This window comes from Hymenobacter sp. M1-2, from assembly GCF_057808495.1.
In genome coordinates this window covers 188,700-206,594 of record NZ_JBTYZO010000009.1, presented here as the reverse complement: position 1 = coordinate 206,594, position 17,895 = coordinate 188,700, and the positions used below count along the sequence as shown (strand labels likewise).

Below are 17,895 nucleotides of genomic sequence, written 5' to 3'. Positions count from 1 at the left end.
CTTCGTTCACGCTATCGACCGATTCGGGCTATAGCCTGCAACTTGGGTGAGCTATAGACTGTTCTAGAGAGCGTAGCGCAGCCCGAACTGGAATTGGCGCGGGGCGCTGGCGTTGCGCTTCACGATGCCGGCGCTGGGCGGGCCCACCTGAATCTGGTTGCTCTGGGTGGCGTTGTTGGCGTAGCCGCTCAAATTCTGCGTGTTGAGCACGTTGAACACGTCAGCCGTCAGCTCCAGGCGGCTGGTTTTCTGGCCGAAGTGCAAGGAGTACTGGGCCCCTACGTCGAACGTTTTTGCCCAAGGTAGACGGTCGGAATTGCGGCGCTGGCCGGGGTAGCGGTCGGCGTTGCCCAGGTAGGCGGTGCTAAAGGAGCTGCCGTCGCCGTTCAGGTCGTTGGTGAAAATGGGGTTACCATTTTGGTCGAACATACCCGGAATAGGGTAGGCCCCGGTAACGCGGTTAACGGGCTGGCCGCTTTGCAGCAACGCGGCCACCGTCAGGCGCAGGGCTTGTACCGGGTAGTAGCTGCCGATGGCGTTGATGACGTGGGTCCGGTCGTTGATGGAGTTGGCAAATTCGGCGCCGTAGTTGTTGCCATCGGCCGCGCGGAAGTTCACGTCCTCGGTGTCGTTTTTCAGATTCGACAGCGTGTACGACAGGCGGTAGCTGTACTTGTCGTCGGCCGCGTCTTTTTGCAGGTTGAAGCTGGCGGCCATGTAGCGCGAGCGTCCTTCCGACTCCGTCATCACCACGTTGCGAGCCACGCCCGTCACCGCCTGCCCACCAATAACGGCGCTGCCATCCACCCGGATGGGCACGGGGCGCGTCAGGTCAGCCTGTTCAAAGCTGCGCACCACCACGTTGTTGGGGTCGGTTTGCGGGTACTCCGACACGCTGTTCACGTTGCGCAAACGGAACAAGTCGTAGGAGCGGTTATGCATCAGATCCACGTAAAACAGCGTCTTTCTGCTCACCTGATACTGGTAGCCTAGCGTCGATTGGTGCGAGTACGGGTTGTTGTAGCCGTTAGGGTTCAGGATGCGCCGCTCGTAGCTTGGCACGCCGGCACGCTGGCCTTGCAGCGTGGCGCCCAAAGGACCTTGCAGGTAGGTCACGTTGCGGGCACTGCCGCTTAGGTTGCCTTCGAAGGTGATGCGGTCCACGTTGGTATTGGCGGGCAACTGACCTAAGCGTACCAACTCCCGCAGCTGGGTTTTGTAGTCGGCATCGGTGGTGTTCTGCTGCAATGCGTCGCTGTACACGGTATACAGAATCTTGTCGTAGAACAGCCCGTAGCCGCCGCGCAGGCTGCTGCGGTCGGTGAGCTGGTAGTTGAAGTTGGCGCGCGGGGCCACGTTGTTCCGGTCGCCATTTTCGGCTCCACCCTTGGAAAGATTGTCGTAGTCGTAGCGCACGCCCAAAGTCACGTTCAGGCGGTCCGTCACGGCCAGCAGATCTTCCAGGTAGATGTTGTAGAGGTTTTGGGTGGTGCCGAAAGACGTCGGGCGCAGTTCCACGCTGTAATTATTCACCCGTACGTCAGCAGGAATGTCATTGATGCTAAGGCCAGCGCCCAGATTGCGGCCCCGCAGCGCGTCGAGTTGGGCTTGCGTGAGCTGCACGCTGTAGCTGCCGTTGGGGTTGCCGCCGCCGAACAGGCGGTGCTCGGTGCTGATGATGCCAAACCCGCCCTTGAACGTGTTGCGGCCGCTCAGGAGCGTGAGTTTCTGCTGGGCCTGCCACGTGCTCTGGTGCGAATCGAAGAGGTAGCCGGGATGGCCGAGTACGGCAATGGTCTGGCCGGCGGGGTTGCTCACGGTTACGTCGGGGCTGTTGGGATTGTCGGCGCGGGCGTAATTCCAGCGGAAGCGGGCGTACTGCACGTCGGTTTCCGAGGTGAAGTTGCGGCCCACGTACACGTTCTGGGTGGCGAGGTTGAGCGAGTTACGGTCCTGCTGGTTGCCCGTCGAAGGGAAAGCCACGCCACCTTCGAGCCCGCCGCCCTGGCGCTCAATGTTCACGATACCCACGTTGGCCCGCAGCGAGGAGCGGAACCGTCCCGTCCAGCGCTGATCGAGCTTGCCTGAGAGGTAGGTGAATCGGTTTTCGCCGCGCACCGTGGCATTCACGCCCAGGTCCGGCGAGGTCAGCACATTGTCTTTGAAGTCGAAGGTCTGCTCGGCGTTCAGGTAGAAAAACGTCTTGTCCTTCGCCAGCGCGCCGCCCACGCCAAAGCCGAATTGCTGGCGCTGAAAGCCACTTTTCACCTGGTTGCCGGACAAGTCGCGCTGGGCAAAATCCGTCTTGCCGTCGATGCTCGGGCCCGGCCGGGTCAGGTAAAATACCTCCGCCGCCAGGTCGTTGGAACCCGATTTGGTGGTTACGTTCACGATGCCGTTGGCCGAATTGCCGAACTCCGTGGAGAAGTTGTTGGTCAGCACGGTAAGGTTCTGGGTGAAGCCGACCGGAATAGCGAAGCGGGAGCCGCCTAAGAAGTTCTCGTTGTTGTCGAGCCCGTCGATGAGGTAGTTGGTGTACAGGCCATTGGCTCCGTTGATGCTCACGTTGGGGGCCTCGGCGAAAAAGCCGGTGGCCAGCGTCACGTTGGGCAGGCGGTAAAGCGCGCGGGTAACGTCGCGGGCCTCCACGGGAATCTCCCGCAACTCCCGCGCCGACAGCCCCGACGAGACTTCGGCGTTCTGCGTGTTGATGGTCGTGGCGTTGGGCGCCCGTACGGTCACTTCGCCCAGCGTTTGGGTGCTGACCAGCGGCAGCACGAGCGTTACGCTGGGGCTGGAATTAGCGCGCAGCGTAAGGTCGGTTTCGCGCACGGCTTGGTAGGTGTCGGTGGCCGTGGTGCTCACGGCATAGCGGCCGGCCGTACTCAATCCCCGAAACCGGACCTGGCCTTGGGCATTGGTCGGCTGCTCGGCGGTGAAGCCAATGGCGGCGTTGTCGAGCCGCACTGGCAGGCCCGTTACGGGCTTGTGCGCATTGTCCAGCACCGACACCACTAAATCTACCTGGGCTAGGGCGCGGGACAAGGGCAGGAAATACAGGCACAGCAGCGCAATAAAAGCGCAGAGCTTTTTCATAAGAGAGAGGAAAGCAAACTGAAACAAAGGCATCCGCCCGCCTACTGAACTTGACGCCAGCAGCACGACCACCGCATGGTTAGGCGGATAAAATCGGATGGTTTCAGTTGGCTGGCGGCCCCCTACGCTGCTGCGTGTCTACTATCGGCCGCGGCCACGCCGCTACCGTATGCTCGCGAAAAACGACTGTGGCTGTGCGCAACCGATGCAGTCGGCGCCACACGTTCAAGACTAGGGGCTGCCGCAGCACCCGAGCCAGATCCTGCTCGTTGTCGATGTCTGCCAGTGGGGGCAGCAGCTCTACGGCCACTGCCTGCTGGCGCAGCTCCTGCCGCAAAGCCGCCCGCAGCTGCGGAGTTTGCCACGGCAGGGTTTCCCACTGCGTCCGCTCGAAGGTGGCCCGTGAAATGCCCAGCAGATACACGCCGCCATCCGTAGCGGGCCCTAGCACGGCCGTGTCGTGGTGGAGCGCCGCAACCGCGTGCTGCAACAACTGCTCGTCCAGCTGCGGGCAGTCGTTACCCATCACGAGCACGTGGCTGTAGCCCTGCCCGAATACCTGCCGCATGGCTCCCGCCAGCCGTTCCCCAAACGTGCGGCCAGTTTGCCGGGCAGAATCCACGCACACCACATCCACTCCGGCCTGGGCCGCCGTAGTGCGGGCGTGCTCGATCAGCTGCGCCGCCACGGACGCATTGCTGCTCAGCGAGCTACGGCTGGTAAACCGCTTATGCAGCGCCTCTTTGCTCGCTGAGCGAGTAAAGAGCAGAATGGCAACGGCGTTTCGGACTAGTGTCAAAGCAAAGACCTAACGGTGGTTGCCACGCATTGAGGAAATGTAAACCAGCCCGCTAAAGTGCTAGCGAGTCTGGCGCGAAGATACGAGCGGAAGCTCCCAAACCTGAACTCGGGGTGTCCTTTGGGGCTTGAGCGCGCAAACTGGGCAGCGAAGGGGTTCTGCCCGCAGCTAAGCAAGATGCTGCCTGCAATGAACCCTAAACTCGCCAACCACCCCAAAACTACCCGCGCGGCTGCCGTTACCAAGCGCGAAGCGGGCAAAAAATGCGCAATAGATGCCATCAGGATAAGCTACCCAGGTGAAGCGAAAGCACAATTTGTTAGAGGTGGACAGCAGCGGCTGCTTACTTGAATTGGAGTGAAACGCCTGGTGCGGGTACCGTAACCTGCCCGGTTCTGGGCACACCACATTCAGCGGAGCAGGTTGAATAATGGAAAGGGCAGGTTACACAATGCCAATCGTTGGCCACTGCCGAGCCACGATACCTTTGGCCGTGTCGAGAAAGCAGCTTCCAACGCGAAGCTGGGGAGCGAAACGTTTCTCGGTGCTTTACGCGTGATGGTACGGGCCTGGCGGCGGTGGAACTGCAATACCACCGTTTCTGCGGAATGCTTTGGTGAGTGAATGCCGCCAGACACACGAGGCCAACGGCCTGGTGCCGCCAGGCCCGTCCCTAACACGATAATCTACTGGGATAGGTCTTATACACGGCGGGCTACGGGAAGCCCCGGCGGGGCGGCATATCGGTAGTTAGAGTATGGCTCTACCAATTCAGAGCCCCCTCGGGGCGACACTACCCGTCCAACGATTAGTGCCGCCCCGAGGGGGCTTGGTTAGGCAGTACCAGTATTTTACTACCGACATGCCGCCCCGCCGGGGCTACGCACGAACCGCCGGGCGTAAGTCCTACAGGAGATTATCCTCGCTCCAATACGCGCCTGTTCAACGGAAACGGCGTTTTCGCTCCGTGCGGCCCATTGCCACTACTTGCTGCCAGGCAGCCCGCGCCAGCAGACCACAGCCACAGCTCCAGGCGGCTAATGTCATTTGCAGAGCAGCCGCGTAGCGGCTCCAGGCTTGTAGAACACCAGCCCTGAAACGACCCCGCGCCGTGTAGCGGTGCCAGAGACGCCTGCCAATCTGGCACCGCTACGCGGCGCTATTCCCCGCGCCGACTTGGGGCTACAAACCTAGTGCCGCTACGCGGCTACACTGCCACCTGGGTTAGCTAGTGGGTGAAGACCAGCCCGGCAACGACGCAGCACACCTACCGCCGGTGCCCATACCATAATTTGTCGGCTTCCCGCCTGCTAAAGCAGCCAGCAATGCCGGCCCTACCAACCAGTTGTTCCAGTGGGGCATCAACGGCTGCACGGGTAGCGCACTATACCCGCAGAACCTGAGCTAGAGGTAGCAGCATCAACGCTACCGAGAAGGAGAAGGGCAATCCAATGGTAGTACCCGGCGTGGGGTAAACCACGCCCGGCATTTCGCCCCGCTATTCGCTCGGCTTAAAGACGGGCAAGGCCGATTCACAGAATAAAGCCTGGAAAAGCAGCTAAGAGGCGAGTTTTTGCAGCACCCATCACTGGGTGAAATGCATTCCAGGGCCTGGCCCGGACTCACAACACCAACCTCTTTACTATGAACAAAACCTTACTACTAGGTTTGGCGCTTCCCGTGCTTGCTGCGCAGCACGCCGTGGCCCAGACCCGGGAAATTTCGGGCAAGGTGACCGACCGCCAAACCGGCACTGGCCTGCCGGGGGTAACGGTCCTGCTCAAAGGCACCGTCAATGGGGCCTCTACAAATGGCGATGGCACTTTCGCGCTGAGCGTGCCAGCCACCGGCGGTACGCTGGTGTTTAGCTCCATCGGGTACACCGCCGTGGAATTGGTGCTGAGCGCGGAAAACCAAGTGAACATCTCCCTCGCGCCCGATACCAAACAGCTGAGTGAGGTGGTCGTGACGGCCTTGGGCATAGAGCGCGACAAACGCAGTCTGGGCTACTCCACTCAAACCATTGAGGCCCCGCAGCTCACGCAGGGACGGGAGCAAAGCGTGCTGAACTCCTTGCAGGGCAAGGTTGCGGGCGTGCAAATCAGCAGCGCGTCCGGTGCGGTGGGCTCGTCTACGCGCGTCGTTATTCGGGGCAACAAGTCCCTGACCGGCAACAACCAGCCCCTGTACGTGGTCGATGGTATTCCCATTGACAACCAGCAGGTCGGCACCGGCGACAACCTCAACAACGGCATTGATGCCGGCAACCGCGCCAACGACATCAACCCGGAGGACGTGGAGAGCGTCAACATTCTTAAAGGACCGGCCGCTACGGCGCTTTATGGCTCCCGGGCGGCCAACGGCGCCATCATCATCACCACCAAGTCGGGGCGCGACGCGGCCAAGCGCGGCAAGAAGGCCGAGGTGACGTTTACCTCGTCGTACGTCATCGATGACCTTCTTTTCCTGCCCAAGTTCCAGAACGAGTACGGCCAGGGCTACGCCCTGCAAAACCCCGACACGCGCGAAAATTTCAGCTGGGGACCTCGTTTCGACGGGGTGGAGCGGCCCTGGGGTCAGATCGTCAATAACCAGCAGCGCGTAAAGCCCTACGTGGGCCTAAAGGACAACGTGCGGGAATTCTTCGATCTGGGCCGCACGCTCACCAACACCATTTCGCTCAGCGGCGGCGACGCCAAAACCAACTACATCCTGTCGGCCTCCAACGTGGCGCAATCCGGCATCACGCCCGACACGAAGTACAACCGCACCACCGTCAAGATCGGGGGAGAAACCAAGCTCACCAACCACTTCACCAGCGGCGCCAGCGTCACGTACACGCGCTCCGGCGGCGACCTGGCCGTGACGGGGCAGGGGAATACGTCGGTGTACAACCAGATCATTCAGACGCCGCGCGACATCAGCCTGCGCGAGCTCAAGGACCTGAGCAATCCGTTTAACGACATCAACGGCTACTACGGGGCCTACACCGTGAACCCCTGGCAGATTCTGCGCGACAACTCGTTCCGCAACGACCTGGACCGCATTCTGGGCAACACGCAGCTCGGGTACATTTTCAACGAGCACTTCCGGGTGAATTTCCGGGTGGGCGCCGACGTCTACAACGACCGCCGCAAGCAGTTCACGGCCCGCCGCTTCCCGCTGCCCGGCGACCAGAACTCGCGCCAGTCGGACGATGGGTTCTACGGCGAAGACCAGATTACCAACAGCGAGCTGACGACCGACGTGATTGCTACCTACAACGGCAACATTACCAAGGATATCACGGTGTCGGCGCTGCTGGGCCACAATTTCAACCAGCGGCGCTACGACCAAACTTCTTTTGCGGCCAACGTGCTGGTGAGCAATTCGGTGGGCCAGAACTTCGCTAACAACGCCGAAAACGGCTTTGCCAACAACGGCAGCACCCGGTCGTTGCGGCGGCTGTCGGGCGTGTACTCCACCGTCGATTTCGGCTACCGCGACTTCCTATTCCTTGGCTTGGCGGCCCGCAACGACTGGTCGTCGACGCTGCCGGAAGACAACCGCAGCTTCTTTTACCCGGCCGTCAACCTGGGGTTGGTATTCACCGAGCTGCTGAGTTTGAGCGAGAATCCTTACTTCAGCTACGGTAAAATCCGGGCCAACTACGCCCAGGTCGGCAACGACGCGCCGCTGTACCGTACCGGCTCCACGTTCGGCGTAACCAACGTGAGTGCGGGTTTTTCGGGCGTCGACCTCCAGTTTCCGCTCAACGGTACCATTGCCTACAGCGTGGGAAACCGCATCGGCAACAATGAGTTGCAGCCCGAGATTTCGAAGTCGCTGGAAGTGGGCGCGGAGCTGCGTTTCCTCGCCAACCGGCTCACGGCCGACGTAACACTCTACGATGGGCGCGGCGGTTTGGGACCTGGAGGCGTACTGCCAGGCTTACCCGGAGTGGTGGGCGGCGGCACCCTTACGGCATTTTGATCTGCGCCAAACTGTGGCTGCGCCGTTGCGCGTAGGTGGCCAAACGCTGGGCTACTTCAATTTGCACGCCCGCGCCGGCAGCTGGTTTGCGGAAAGCCAATTGCCGCTGGTGGGGGCGATAGCCGATCAGTTGGCGGTGGCCGTGGCCAACATCCGGGCCAACGAGGCTTTACAGGCGCAGAAAAACGAGTTGGAACGGCGGGCGCAAGAAAAATCCCTGCAAGTGGACGTGGTGAAGGCCCTGACCTCGTCGCGCGATTGGGCGGTAGTGCTCCGGGCGTTTGCCCGCACCCTGCGCAAGGTAATGCCTCTGGACCGGCTGGCTGTGAGTATGATTCCGCAAACGGGTGCCCCCAAAAACTTCGGTTTCGAGGCCGTAGCCGATGACTTCCAGCTGATTACCCTGGCGGACTTCGTCCAGCGCTTGGGCATCACGGAAGCTAAATACTTCCAACTCGTACCACTGACGCAGCACCTGTTTGAACAGCCGCGGGTGTACGTGGGCGCCGAGCTGGAGGAGATGATTGGGCGGGTGGAGCTGGCGCGCTTGTCGTGCACCAAGGTGGGGTTTCAGTCGGCGATGTACCTGCCGCTGGAGCTGGCCAATGGCTCCGGCCTACTGCTGATTCTGCACAGCAAGCAGCCCTGGGCCTACACCCCGCAGACGTTGGCCTTGGTGCAAGGCTTCGCCCCGGAGCTTTCCCTGGCCATCGATAACCTCTTTGCCTATGAGCATATTGAGCAGCGCGAACGGGAAAAATCCTTGGAAATCAGCCTGGTTAACGCCCTGACGGAAGGTGGCGCCTGGGCCGATAAGCTGCGGCGCGTGGGCGAGCTGCTGCAAACGCCGGTGCCCTTCGACTACCTCGGCTGCTGGCTGGAGCGCGATGCGCCCCCGCCCTGGCACGGCAGTATGTACCGCGTCGGTTTCGACGAATACCAGCTAATTGACACCGAGGGGTTGCTGCGCACGCTTCGCCTCACGGCCGATAAGTACGCAGCGCTGCGCAAGGAATTGCCCCGCGACGCACCGCAACTGCTGACGGGAGACGAACACGAGCGGCACTGCCGCGCCCACCGCCTCGCTGGCTTGATGGCCGAAACCTACCAACTGAAAGCCAGCCTAACGGTGCCCCTGACGTTGGCAACCGGAGTGCGGGCAGTGGTCAGCTTCGGAACCAGGCGCGCCGGGGGCTTTACTGGGGCGCAGCTGGCGTTGGTGGCGCGGCTGGCCGCGGCGCTGGTGCCTACCATCGAAAAGCTGCTGGCCTTCGAGCAGATCAACGCCCTGAAAGAGCAGCTCCAAATTGAGAAGGAATACCTGGTAGAGGAAATCAAAACCAGCCACAACTTCGACGAAATCATTGGCACCAGCTCGGTGCTGCACGCCGTGTTCAACCGCCTCAACCAAGTAGCGCCCACCGATGCTACGGTACTGCTGGAGGGCGAAACGGGTACGGGTAAAGAGCTGTTTGCTAGGGCTGTGCACAACGCCTCGCCCCGCAAAAACAAAGTGCTGGTGAAAGTGAACTGCGCGGCCCTACCCACCAACCTCATCGAGAGCGAGTTATTCGGGCACGAAAAGGGCGCTTTCACTGGGGCTCACGATCGGCGCCTAGGCAAGTTCGAACTGGCCCACGGCGGCACCCTGTTTTTAGACGAAGTGGGCGAATTGCCGCTGGAGCTACAACCCAAGTTGCTGCGAGCTTTGCAGGAGAAAGAAATTGAGAGGGTAGGGGGCAGCCAAACCATTAAGTGCGACGTGCGCATCATTGCGGCCACCAACCGCGACCTGGAGCAAGAAGTGCGCGAAGGACGTTTCCGCTCGGATCTGTACTTTCGGCTAAATGTGTTTCCGGTGCGTTTACCGGCCTTGCGTGAACGGCCCGAGGACATTCCCTTGCTCGTCAATCACTTCCTGCGCAAGTTTGGCAAACGCTTCGGTAAGCAGGTGAACCACGCCTCCACGGCCGCGCTGCGCGAGATGATGGCCTACCATTGGCCTGGCAACGTGCGCGAGCTGGAGCACGTGGTAGAGCAATGCATCATTCTGGCTAACACGCCCACCCTGGAACTGGAAAAACCCCTCAAGCGCTTAGACCAAACGCCGCCCGCTTCGCCCGAAGAACCGGGAATCAAGACCTGGCAACAGGCCGAACGCGACAACATCATGCACGTGTTGTATTACACCCACGGCCGGGTGCGCGGTCCCGGCGGCGCGGCCGAGTTGCTCAACCTCAACCCGAGCACTCTCGACTCGCGCATCCGCAAACTGGGCATTGTGAAGGTACACGGTACTTCCAGGTTCTAGGCCGAGGAAAGGATGCCTTCGACAAAAGAAGCGCGCCACCGACAGAACAAGCCAGAACAAACACCCAGCTTGCTCTGCCGGTGGCGGGCTCACTGCTAGTGAGGTACTGCTAACGGTTTGGTCAAGGACCTCGGCTCAGGCTGGCGAAGGCTGCGCTGGCACAGCCACCCGCCCAGGCCCGCCGTCAGCATCAGCACCACGCCGATGACGACGTTGATGTAGAGCGGAATTACGCCGAACAGCAAGTACGTATGGGCCCGGTCGTCGGCGCTCCAGTGGGCGTAGTTTCCTATTTGCCAAGGCTCTCCTAACGGGCTGTCGAGCAGCAGGCTGGCTTGCGGGTAAAGCGTAGTAATGTACAGAAACGGCGTCCAGAAAGCGACAACCACCAGCACTGCCACCCAAATGCCCACCAGCGGCTCGGCGGAACGCCGCCACACCAGCCACAGGGCCAGCAGGCACACGCCATCGAGCAGCAGAAACATGGCCGCGTCGTGAAACTTGGCGTGCGGCACCCAGCGCGAGTCGTTCATGTGCCCGCCGGGCAAGTTATCGACCACCGTTGACACCACGCCCGTCAGCACCACGGCGATAGTCACCAATATTTTGCCGGTTTTCATGGGAGAAGGTTGGGTGGATTGCGAATCACAAATGGACCAGCCTGTGGCGGGTTTACAGTGCCGCAGCGGCTTGTGAGCGGCGCCTAGGGCTGTTCTTGAACATGCCATGCGGATCAATCACGAACTTCTTGGGCGAACCATCGGAGAAGCGTTGGTAGGCGGCGGGGGCGTCATCTAAGTCAATGACTTCGATGTCCATGATGGTTTGCAAATCGACTCGGCCCCAGAGGATGGCTTCCATAATCTGGCGGTTGTACTGGCTCACGGGGGCCATGCCGGTCTGGATGCGCAACGACTTCAGCCAGCCTTTGCCCCAGTTCAGGGTCAGTTGTCCGTGCTGCGCTTCCGCATCGCGCCCGCCCGGGTCGCCGGGCACGTAGATACCGGGAATGCCAATACCGCCGCCGGCGCGCACCACGTCGAAGAGGTCGTTGAGCACGGCTTGTGGGTTTTCCTGGCGAAAATCTTCCTCCCCGTGGCCGTGCGCCTCGAAGCCCACCGCATCCACGCCGCAGTCGACTTCGCGCCGGCCCAAAATCTGCTCGATCTGGTCGGCCACCGAGCCGTCCTTGGTCAAGTCCACCGTCTCGAAACCAGCGCGGCGCACCAGTTCTAGGCGCTCGGGGATCATATCGCCCACAATGACGCAGGCCGCACCCAGCAGCTTGGCCGAAGCCGCCGCGCAACGGCCCACTGGCCCGGCCCCAGCAATGTAGACCGTGGAGCCCGTGCTGACGCCGGCCGAGTGGCAACCGTGGTAGCCAGTGGGCAAAATGTCGGATACCAGCGTCAGGTCCAGAATCTTATCAAGCGCCTGGTCACGGTCCGGAAACTTGAGCAGGTTGAAATCGGCGTAGGGAATCAGCGCGTACTCGGCCTGCCCGCCGAGCCAGCCGCCCAGGTCAAAGCCGTAGGCGCCCACGGGAGCGTCGGGGTTCACGGTTTCGCAGACGTCGGTGTGGCCGGTTTTGCAGTTGCGGCAGCGCCCGCAGGCCACGTTGAACGGCACCGATACGATGTCGCCGACCGCCAGAAACTCCACGTCTTGGCCCACTTCTACCACCTCGCCCGTGATTTCGTGGCCCAGCACGTGACCGGCCGGCACCGAAAAGCGGCCCCGGAAAATATGCTGATCGCTGCCGCAGATATTAGTGGACACGACCCGGATAATGGCCGCGTGGTGAATGTCGCGGCCCTGCGGGTTCTGCATCTTGGGGTAGGCAATGGCTTCCACGGCCAAGTTCCAGGCAGATTTGTAAACAACTCCTCGGTTGGTAGACATAGCAAAACAAGGAAAAGTGAGATGGCCGCTGCGGCAACCGCCACAGCGCAATTGGTTCGGATTGGAAAGGGCACGCGCGTCCGCAGCCACCGAGCAAGGGCAGCTGACAGTGCAGAAAGGCCGTGGTGCAGGCTTGAGCCGTAGCGCTACGATGTAGCGCTAGGCACTCCAATCAGCTGTTGGAGTGTTTCACTCAAGGCGAGCGAGTCGGCGAGTCGGCGCAAGTCGGGGGCAAACTCGCTGCCAGGGGAGGGACGTTGCTGCCGGATCTGTTGGTACAAGTACGACAGCCGCAGCAGCCACAGCGCGGACGGGAACTGAGCGTCGTCGTCCACGAAGAAGCTGGTCCAGCCCGACTCCGGAATGAAGTGGTGAGGCTGCACCCGGCCTTCGCGCAGCAACTCGTCGCGGATGCGCTTATTGAAAAGAATGTCCAGCGCCCCGCAGGCGTGGTAATGGCCGATTTCGCGGCCGTTCAGCTCGAATTCTATCCCACTGAAGCGGTGGGGCTTGGTGGTGATGCCCGCCCAACCGCCGACTTCGCGTTGGATGGCAAGCAAGGTGGTGGCGCGCTCCGTCATTGGTATCGACAAGAAAATACCCTCAGCCCGTACGCTCAGCGCGAAGCCAAGAGTTGGCGGTTGAGCCGCGCGGTTTCTAGAAAGTAGCCCACGGCCAAAACCACGAAAAGAACGAAGTCGAGGTATAGCTGGCGCGGCGGCTGGCCGGGCTGGTAAAACTCCGGGTCGGTGAGGGCGGTGCCGGGAAACAATAGGGCGCCCGCCTGGGCCAGCCAGTACAAGCCTCCGAGGAGCACCGCCAGCCGCAACAAGCTCCGCGGTTCGCCGCGCTGGCCCCACAGAAACCACAAACATAAGGCGCCCAGCAAGGAGCCGAAGAGCATGGTTTGGGCGTTGTGAAACTTGGCGTGCGGCGGCCAGCGCGGGTTGAAGATGTGGGTTTCGTTCCAGTCGGCGAGGTAGGCGCCCCACATCGTCATGAGGGCGACCAGCGTGATAAGCCACTTACCTAAGGGTAGGTTTTTCATGGTCGGGAAAGGGAAATGGGTTTAGCAACACGTGGCAGGCGGGTTCGGGCTGCGTTGGCCGCGGGGGGTGTTTGGTTCGACGACAACCGTAAACCGTAGATGATGCGCGCCAAGGCCACCAGCACTACTAGCAGCACCAGCAAGGTCAGCAGCAGCAGGACCACCACGCTCGTTAGCAGCAACGAAGGTCCAGCGGCCGTCGGTGGTTGGGCCACAGTTCCGGCGGTTCCACTTACTGGCCCCGCCGGCGGCGCTGGCAATGCCGCGGCGGCATCAAGCCGCTCCGATTCGCGGGCCACGAAAGCACCTAGGTCGCGGATGTCTTGCTCATTGAACTGCTCGAAGGCGGGCATTTCCATGCGCTGGTAGGCCGTGAAGACGGCCACCGCCTGTGGGTCGCCGCTGTTGATCAGGGCCTGCGAATTGCGGATCCATTTCGAAATCCACGCAAAAGGGTACTTCTGGTGCACGCCTTTCATGGGTGGCCCCAGCACTACATGGTCGATGGCGTGGCACTGGCTGCAATTGGTGGCAAACAGTCGAGCACCTCGGTCGGGGCTGTCTTCGGCCCGCAGTGGTTGGAACGACCCGCTCCACAACAGGAACAGGCACGCGCAGAGGGTTTTCATTGCTAGGACCGTGTGGTTGGAAGATTTTAGAACCCGGTCGTAAGAGGCGCGGCATAGCTCTTTCGACCCAACTCTTGTTTGAGTCGGCTGGGTATTTCGGGCGGTGCAGAGCTGCTACTGCGCCGGCGGTGCCGGTTTGGGCCCTGCTATCTGGTAGATCAGGCGCAGCGACGAACGCACGCCGCGCGTGCGGTTTTCGGCTTCGGTTTCGATGATGGACTTAGCCTCAAACGCCAGCCCTTTTTTGGTCGCCCAAAAGATGGCCGGGCCCAGGCCGAGCACTTGCTCTTTGGTATCGAAACCGAACTCCCGGCCCCGGAATTGGTCTTGGCTGAGCTGCGTCAGGTAGTAGCCCACGGCTCCCACGCGCACTTGTCCAAACACCTGGTATTCCAGCGAGTAGTTGCCGTAGTACATCTGCCCGGACTTCATGTCGTTGTCCGGGTTTTCGAAGTTGTAGGTGTAGTGGTGGCGCTGTGAGGTCGAGAATTTGGGCGTGAAGAAATAGGTGAAGGCGTAAAAGGGCGTAAACGACGTGTAGTTCGAACCCGGATTGATGAGGTACTGCGGGTTGTAGGCACCCGTGGGCAGCGTGAAGGTGAGTTCCAGCCGATGAAAGAAAGGCTTGCCCAGCAGCCGTTTATCGAACCACTGCAAGGCCGGGCCCACGGTCAGGTCGCCGAACACCTTGTCGTTGTGCGTAAGGCCGATGGGGCGACCATCGGGCGTGACACCCACCGTGCCGGAAGTGCTAAAGAACACCAAGGGCTGCAACACGCTGAACCCTAGGTTGCCGCCCAGCACCTTGGTCTTCGCTAGAAACGTGACCTGCTGCATTAGCAGCAAGGAATTGAGCTTGATGCTGGCCACCTTGTTGCCGCTAGCGTTGCGGATGGAGGTGGCGTGGTAGAATTGGGCATATTCGAAGCCAAACAGACCCGTGCCGGGCGGCGCGCCATCCAGCACGCCAGTCAAGCCGAGGTTCACGGGTGGCAGGGCCGGGTCTTGGGCCTCGGCCGCCCGCGCGGCCCCCAGCAGCAGCAAGGCAGTCAGCCAAAAGGAAAGAGGACGAAGCAAACGGTTCATGATAAATCAGGAAATAAAGGGAGGCGGCTACTTGAAGCGGTAGCCCGGCGCCAGGTCCACGTTCACGGTTTCGCACATGATCCAGGCATTGTCGGGCAAGTAGGTATCGAGGCCACCAAGCTTGCCGACCCATTGGGCGCGGGTGTGGCGGGCAGTTTCGTCCACCACCTTGCGGAAATAGGTATCGTACAGCTTCCACTTGTCGGCGGTACCCGTCTGTTGGGCGCTTTCGGCGAAGCTCACGGCCTGGAAAGCCGCCACGGCGTTGGCGTGCAGGTCGCGCAGAAACTGCTTGGCCACCAGCACATCCTGGCGGGTGCCCACGCGGTTCACGTGGCCCGGCACGAGGGTGGTAAAGTCGTAGGCAAGAATGTCGTCGTGGGCTTCGATGAAGCTTTGCACATCGTGCGAGATGCCCAAGTTCTTGAACGCCACCCAGCCCGGGTACACGATGTCGACAATCATCAAGGCTTTCTGCCGCGGGGCGTAGATGAAAATGTTGCCGGCCTCGTGGTTGGGGCCGCGATAGTCGAGCTGCAAGGTTTGGCCGCCGACTTTGAGCGCGTACGTTTGGGCGAAAGTAACCGTGGGCACCGGCCGCCGCGGATCCTGGCGACGGCGCAGAATAGCCGCCGTTTCTTCCTGCGCGATATACTGCGCCGACTTCGGAAACAGGGACGCCGCCCCGATATGGTCGGTATGCGAGTGGCTGTACACCACGTGCGTCACCGGTTTGGGGGTGACTTCTTTGATGGCCGCCAAGTACTTCTCGCCGAGGGAAGGCGGCGCGTCCACGGCCACCACGCCCCGGTCGTAGACCAGGAACATGGCGTTGTAGATACCGTCACCCACGTAGTAAAGCCCGTCGCCGAGCGGCTTCACCACGTAGCCTTTGGGGTAGGGCACCTCGTCGCCCTGGGCCGTAGCCGGCAAGGCGTCGTTACTCGGGGCCGAAGCGGCAGTTTGAGCCGAGGCGGCCAGCGGCAACAAGCACAGGAGCCCGAGCCACAGAACTTTAGAAGATGACAACATCAAGAGAGTCAGCTAAAAAATGAAAGGCCCCGAAGCTCCGGTGCAAGTAGCTGCGGCGCGGATTAGGCCGCCACGGGTTTCTCGGTGGTGCGCGGCGCCAGGTTGTTCATCAGCATGCCGTAGAAAGGCAGATGTTCCCCGAAAATGTCGAGCGTGCCTTGGGCCGATTCGTTGCGCCAGTCGTTCTGGAGCATGGCCGTGATAGTGGCCCAGTTGCAAACGATGCAGCCCGCCTGCTGCAAGCGCAGCATGGCCGAAAGCTCCGACAACTGGTCCCAGCAGCCCGAGGCATCGTACACGGCGTACACATCGTAACCGGCGGCGCGGGCACTGATGGCCGGGAAGTACAGACAGATGTCGGTGGTGACGCCAGCCATCACCAGCTTTTTACGGCCGGTGGTTTTCACGGCCTCCACGAAGTTGGGGTCGTCCCAAGCATTGATGGGGCCGGGGCGGTGCACAGTAGATACGTTCGGGAATAGGTCCACCAGCTCGCGCATCAGCGGACCGTTGGGGCCCACGGCGTTACTGTCGGTGAGCACCACGGGCACTTGGTGCAGCTTGGCGGTTTTAGCCAGGGCCAGCACGTTGCTGCGGAACTGATCGAGGCGGATGTCTTGCACGCCAAGCATGGTGCCGGTCTGGTGGTCGATCAGACAGAAGGCGCAGTTGTCGGGCGTCAGCTGTTCGAGGTACACGGAGGGGGTTTGGAGGGCTAGGCTTTCCATGGGCAGAAAAAGATTAGGGGGTGAAATGAAGCTTGGCCGCAGTGTGCGGCAGGAGTCCGGTGCTCCGCCGCGGCTACCGGGCCTGTCCGTCGGTATTCAAGACCGGTGCCAGGGCTAGCCACAGGAGGTTTCGGCCAGTACTCGTGGCTTGTTGGGAGCTGTTTATCAATCCGCCTTAAAAAGCGAAACCACCTCCAGCAGTGCGCCAGGGCCGGTTTGGACGGAATTAGAAAGAAACATTACTTGGCCGTAGCAGCGCGATGCGCACCGTGCCAAAAACCGGCCGGCGTAGCTTCACCTATAGCATATCACGTTCTGGCCTCGGATAAACGGGAAATATCATAGGCGGCCCCACCGCAGGAGGGTTTGGCTGGGAGCTAGAAGGCCACTTTTGATTTGGCAGGTTTGGCGGACTTTGAACGGAGCAGCATCGAGCCGAAAGCCCGCCAAATATCCGTCAGGACGTCAAAAACGCGCTATTCGGCAGAGCTCAAGGGTCGGAATTAGCAGCTCATGGACCAAGCGCCAAGCCGGGCCCAGCCCTGTCGAGGCCGCGCTGGCTATTGCTGGCACCCAAATTGGCTTCGAGGGGAAGAAGCCACGCCGGCAAGTAAGCCTAGACTCTTGATTTTCACTGTTCTCGCTCATGATGGAACCCACTCCCCAACACCCGGCCGCCTACTTGGCGCGCCACGACGAAGCCCCCGTGTACTGGCAGGTCGACATTCTCTGGATCATGCTGGCCACCGGCGCCCAAACCAACGGGCAATACTCGCTCATCGAGGAACTGTGTCCCAAAGGCTCCGGTCCGCCCCCGCACATGCACGAGCAGGACGAGGCGTTTTACGTGCTGGAAGGGGAGCTAACTTACCACGCCGGCGGCCAGACGCTGAAAGCCACAGCGGGCTCGTTCGTATCCATTCCGCGCTACACGCCGCACAGCTTCATCGTGGACAGCGATACGGCCCGCATTCTGAATTTTTACGCGCCAGCTGGTTTCGAGCAGTTTATTATGGAAACGGGCGTGCCCGCCACGGCCCGCACGCTGCCCCCGCCCGGCACGCCCATGCTCAACGCGCCAAGGGAGCAGATTCAGGAGTTGGCCACCAAGTACGGCATGCTTGATGTGCCTCGGCGCTAGGCTCTTTTCGAGAACTTAAAGCTGAGCCATGAGAAGCCAGATTCTGCTGCTAGTTAAATGCTGATCCGCAATTCTAAAGCGCGTAAACTTTTGGCGGACTGGTCTGAATGTCGAATCAACCTTGTTTCGGCACGCAAGAGCCCCGGCGAGC

General features: G+C 61.1%; 13 protein-coding genes. 3 read left to right on the top strand and 10 right to left on the bottom strand.

All coding sequences use genetic code 11. From position 1 onward, the window contains the following. Positions 1–63: 63 nt before the first annotated feature. Positions 64–3,096: a TonB-dependent receptor gene (locus ACYSMN_RS11110; protein WP_488923949.1), complete on the bottom strand. Its 3,033-nt coding sequence runs from the start codon at positions 3,094–3,096 to the stop codon at positions 64–66. Positions 3,097–3,199: 103 nt separating this feature from the next. Beyond that, positions 3,200–3,895, bottom strand: a complete 696-nt coding sequence (locus tag ACYSMN_RS11105; protein WP_488923948.1) for a TIGR04282 family arsenosugar biosynthesis glycosyltransferase — start codon at positions 3,893–3,895, stop codon at positions 3,200–3,202. A gap of 1,644 nt (positions 3,896–5,539) precedes the next feature. Between ACYSMN_RS11105 and ACYSMN_RS11100 the strand changes: the two genes are divergently transcribed. Then, the gene (locus tag ACYSMN_RS11100) at positions 5,540–7,867 is read left to right on the top strand and encodes a SusC/RagA family TonB-linked outer membrane protein (RefSeq protein WP_488923947.1); all 2,328 of its coding nucleotides are present in this window, start codon (positions 5,540–5,542) and stop codon (positions 7,865–7,867) included. Next, a complete protein-coding gene (locus ACYSMN_RS11095) occupies positions 7,785–10,178 on the top strand; it encodes a sigma-54-dependent Fis family transcriptional regulator (RefSeq protein WP_488923946.1) in 2,394 nt (797 codons plus the stop codon). Before ACYSMN_RS11100 ends, ACYSMN_RS11095 begins: the two co-directional genes overlap by 83 nt. A 95-nt stretch (positions 10,179–10,273) precedes the next feature. On the opposite strand, the gene ACYSMN_RS11090 is transcribed toward ACYSMN_RS11095, so the two are convergent. The 8 genes from ACYSMN_RS11090 to ACYSMN_RS11055 form a co-directional block, all read right to left on the bottom strand. Continuing rightward, on the bottom strand, positions 10,274–10,798 hold the full coding sequence (locus tag ACYSMN_RS11090) for a hypothetical protein (RefSeq protein ID WP_488923945.1): 525 nt from the start codon (positions 10,796–10,798) through the stop codon (positions 10,274–10,276). Positions 10,799–10,850: 52 nt separating this feature from the next. Further along, on the bottom strand, positions 10,851–12,080 hold the full coding sequence (locus ACYSMN_RS11085) for an alcohol dehydrogenase catalytic domain-containing protein (RefSeq protein ID WP_488923944.1): 1,230 nt from the start codon (positions 12,078–12,080) through the stop codon (positions 10,851–10,853). Positions 12,081–12,226: 146 nt separating this feature from the next. Further along, positions 12,227–12,661 (bottom strand): luciferase domain-containing protein, encoded by a 435-nt coding sequence (locus tag ACYSMN_RS11080; protein ID WP_488923943.1) that lies wholly within the window; start codon positions 12,659–12,661, stop codon positions 12,227–12,229. 35 nt (positions 12,662–12,696) lie between these two features. After that, positions 12,697–13,128, bottom strand: a complete 432-nt coding sequence (locus ACYSMN_RS11075; protein ID WP_488923942.1) for a DUF6640 family protein — start codon at positions 13,126–13,128, stop codon at positions 12,697–12,699. Then, complete coding sequence (locus tag ACYSMN_RS11070) at positions 13,125–13,757, bottom strand: c-type cytochrome (RefSeq protein WP_488923941.1); 633 nt, start codon at positions 13,755–13,757, stop codon at positions 13,125–13,127. Before ACYSMN_RS11070 ends, ACYSMN_RS11075 begins: the two co-directional genes overlap by 4 nt. A 114-nt stretch (positions 13,758–13,871) precedes the next feature. Next, complete coding sequence (locus ACYSMN_RS11065) at positions 13,872–14,843, bottom strand: SphA family protein (RefSeq protein ID WP_488923940.1); 972 nt, start codon at positions 14,841–14,843, stop codon at positions 13,872–13,874. A 27-nt stretch (positions 14,844–14,870) separates the two neighbouring features. Further along, the gene (locus ACYSMN_RS11060) at positions 14,871–15,875 is read right to left on the bottom strand and encodes an MBL fold metallo-hydrolase (RefSeq protein ID WP_488923939.1); all 1,005 of its coding nucleotides are present in this window, start codon (positions 15,873–15,875) and stop codon (positions 14,871–14,873) included. 62 nt (positions 15,876–15,937) lie between these two features. Then, positions 15,938–16,603: an isochorismatase family protein gene (locus tag ACYSMN_RS11055; protein WP_488923938.1), complete on the bottom strand. Its 666-nt coding sequence runs from the start codon at positions 16,601–16,603 to the stop codon at positions 15,938–15,940. A gap of 646 nt (positions 16,604–17,249) precedes the next feature. Between ACYSMN_RS11055 and ACYSMN_RS11050 the strand changes: the two genes are divergently transcribed. Continuing rightward, positions 17,250–17,744 (top strand): quercetin 2,3-dioxygenase, encoded by a 495-nt coding sequence (locus ACYSMN_RS11050; RefSeq protein ID WP_488923937.1) that lies wholly within the window; start codon positions 17,250–17,252, stop codon positions 17,742–17,744. Positions 17,745–17,895 lie beyond the last annotated feature (151 nt).

Coding starts and splice junctions, on each gene's coding strand:
- ACYSMN_RS11065 (WP_488923940.1), bottom strand. CDS start 14,843: ATGAACCGTTTGCTTCGTCCTCTTTCCTTTTGGCTGACTGCCTTGCTG.
- ACYSMN_RS11100 (WP_488923947.1), top strand. CDS start 5,540: ATGAACAAAACCTTACTACTAGGTTTGGCGCTTCCCGTGCTTGCTGCG.
- ACYSMN_RS11060 (WP_488923939.1), bottom strand. CDS start 15,875: ATGTTGTCATCTTCTAAAGTTCTGTGGCTCGGGCTCCTGTGCTTGTTG.
- ACYSMN_RS11090 (WP_488923945.1), bottom strand. CDS start 10,798: ATGAAAACCGGCAAAATATTGGTGACTATCGCCGTGGTGCTGACGGGC.
- ACYSMN_RS11080 (WP_488923943.1), bottom strand. CDS start 12,661: ATGACGGAGCGCGCCACCACCTTGCTTGCCATCCAACGCGAAGTCGGC.
- ACYSMN_RS11085 (WP_488923944.1), bottom strand. CDS start 12,080: ATGTCTACCAACCGAGGAGTTGTTTACAAATCTGCCTGGAACTTGGCC.
- ACYSMN_RS11055 (WP_488923938.1), bottom strand. CDS start 16,603: ATGGAAAGCCTAGCCCTCCAAACCCCCTCCGTGTACCTCGAACAGCTG.
- ACYSMN_RS11095 (WP_488923946.1), top strand. CDS start 7,785: ATGGGCGCGGCGGTTTGGGACCTGGAGGCGTACTGCCAGGCTTACCCG.
- ACYSMN_RS11070 (WP_488923941.1), bottom strand. CDS start 13,757: ATGAAAACCCTCTGCGCGTGCCTGTTCCTGTTGTGGAGCGGGTCGTTC.
- ACYSMN_RS11110 (WP_488923949.1), bottom strand. CDS start 3,096: ATGAAAAAGCTCTGCGCTTTTATTGCGCTGCTGTGCCTGTATTTCCTG.
- ACYSMN_RS11075 (WP_488923942.1), bottom strand. CDS start 13,128: ATGAAAAACCTACCCTTAGGTAAGTGGCTTATCACGCTGGTCGCCCTC.
- ACYSMN_RS11050 (WP_488923937.1), top strand. CDS start 17,250: ATGATGGAACCCACTCCCCAACACCCGGCCGCCTACTTGGCGCGCCAC.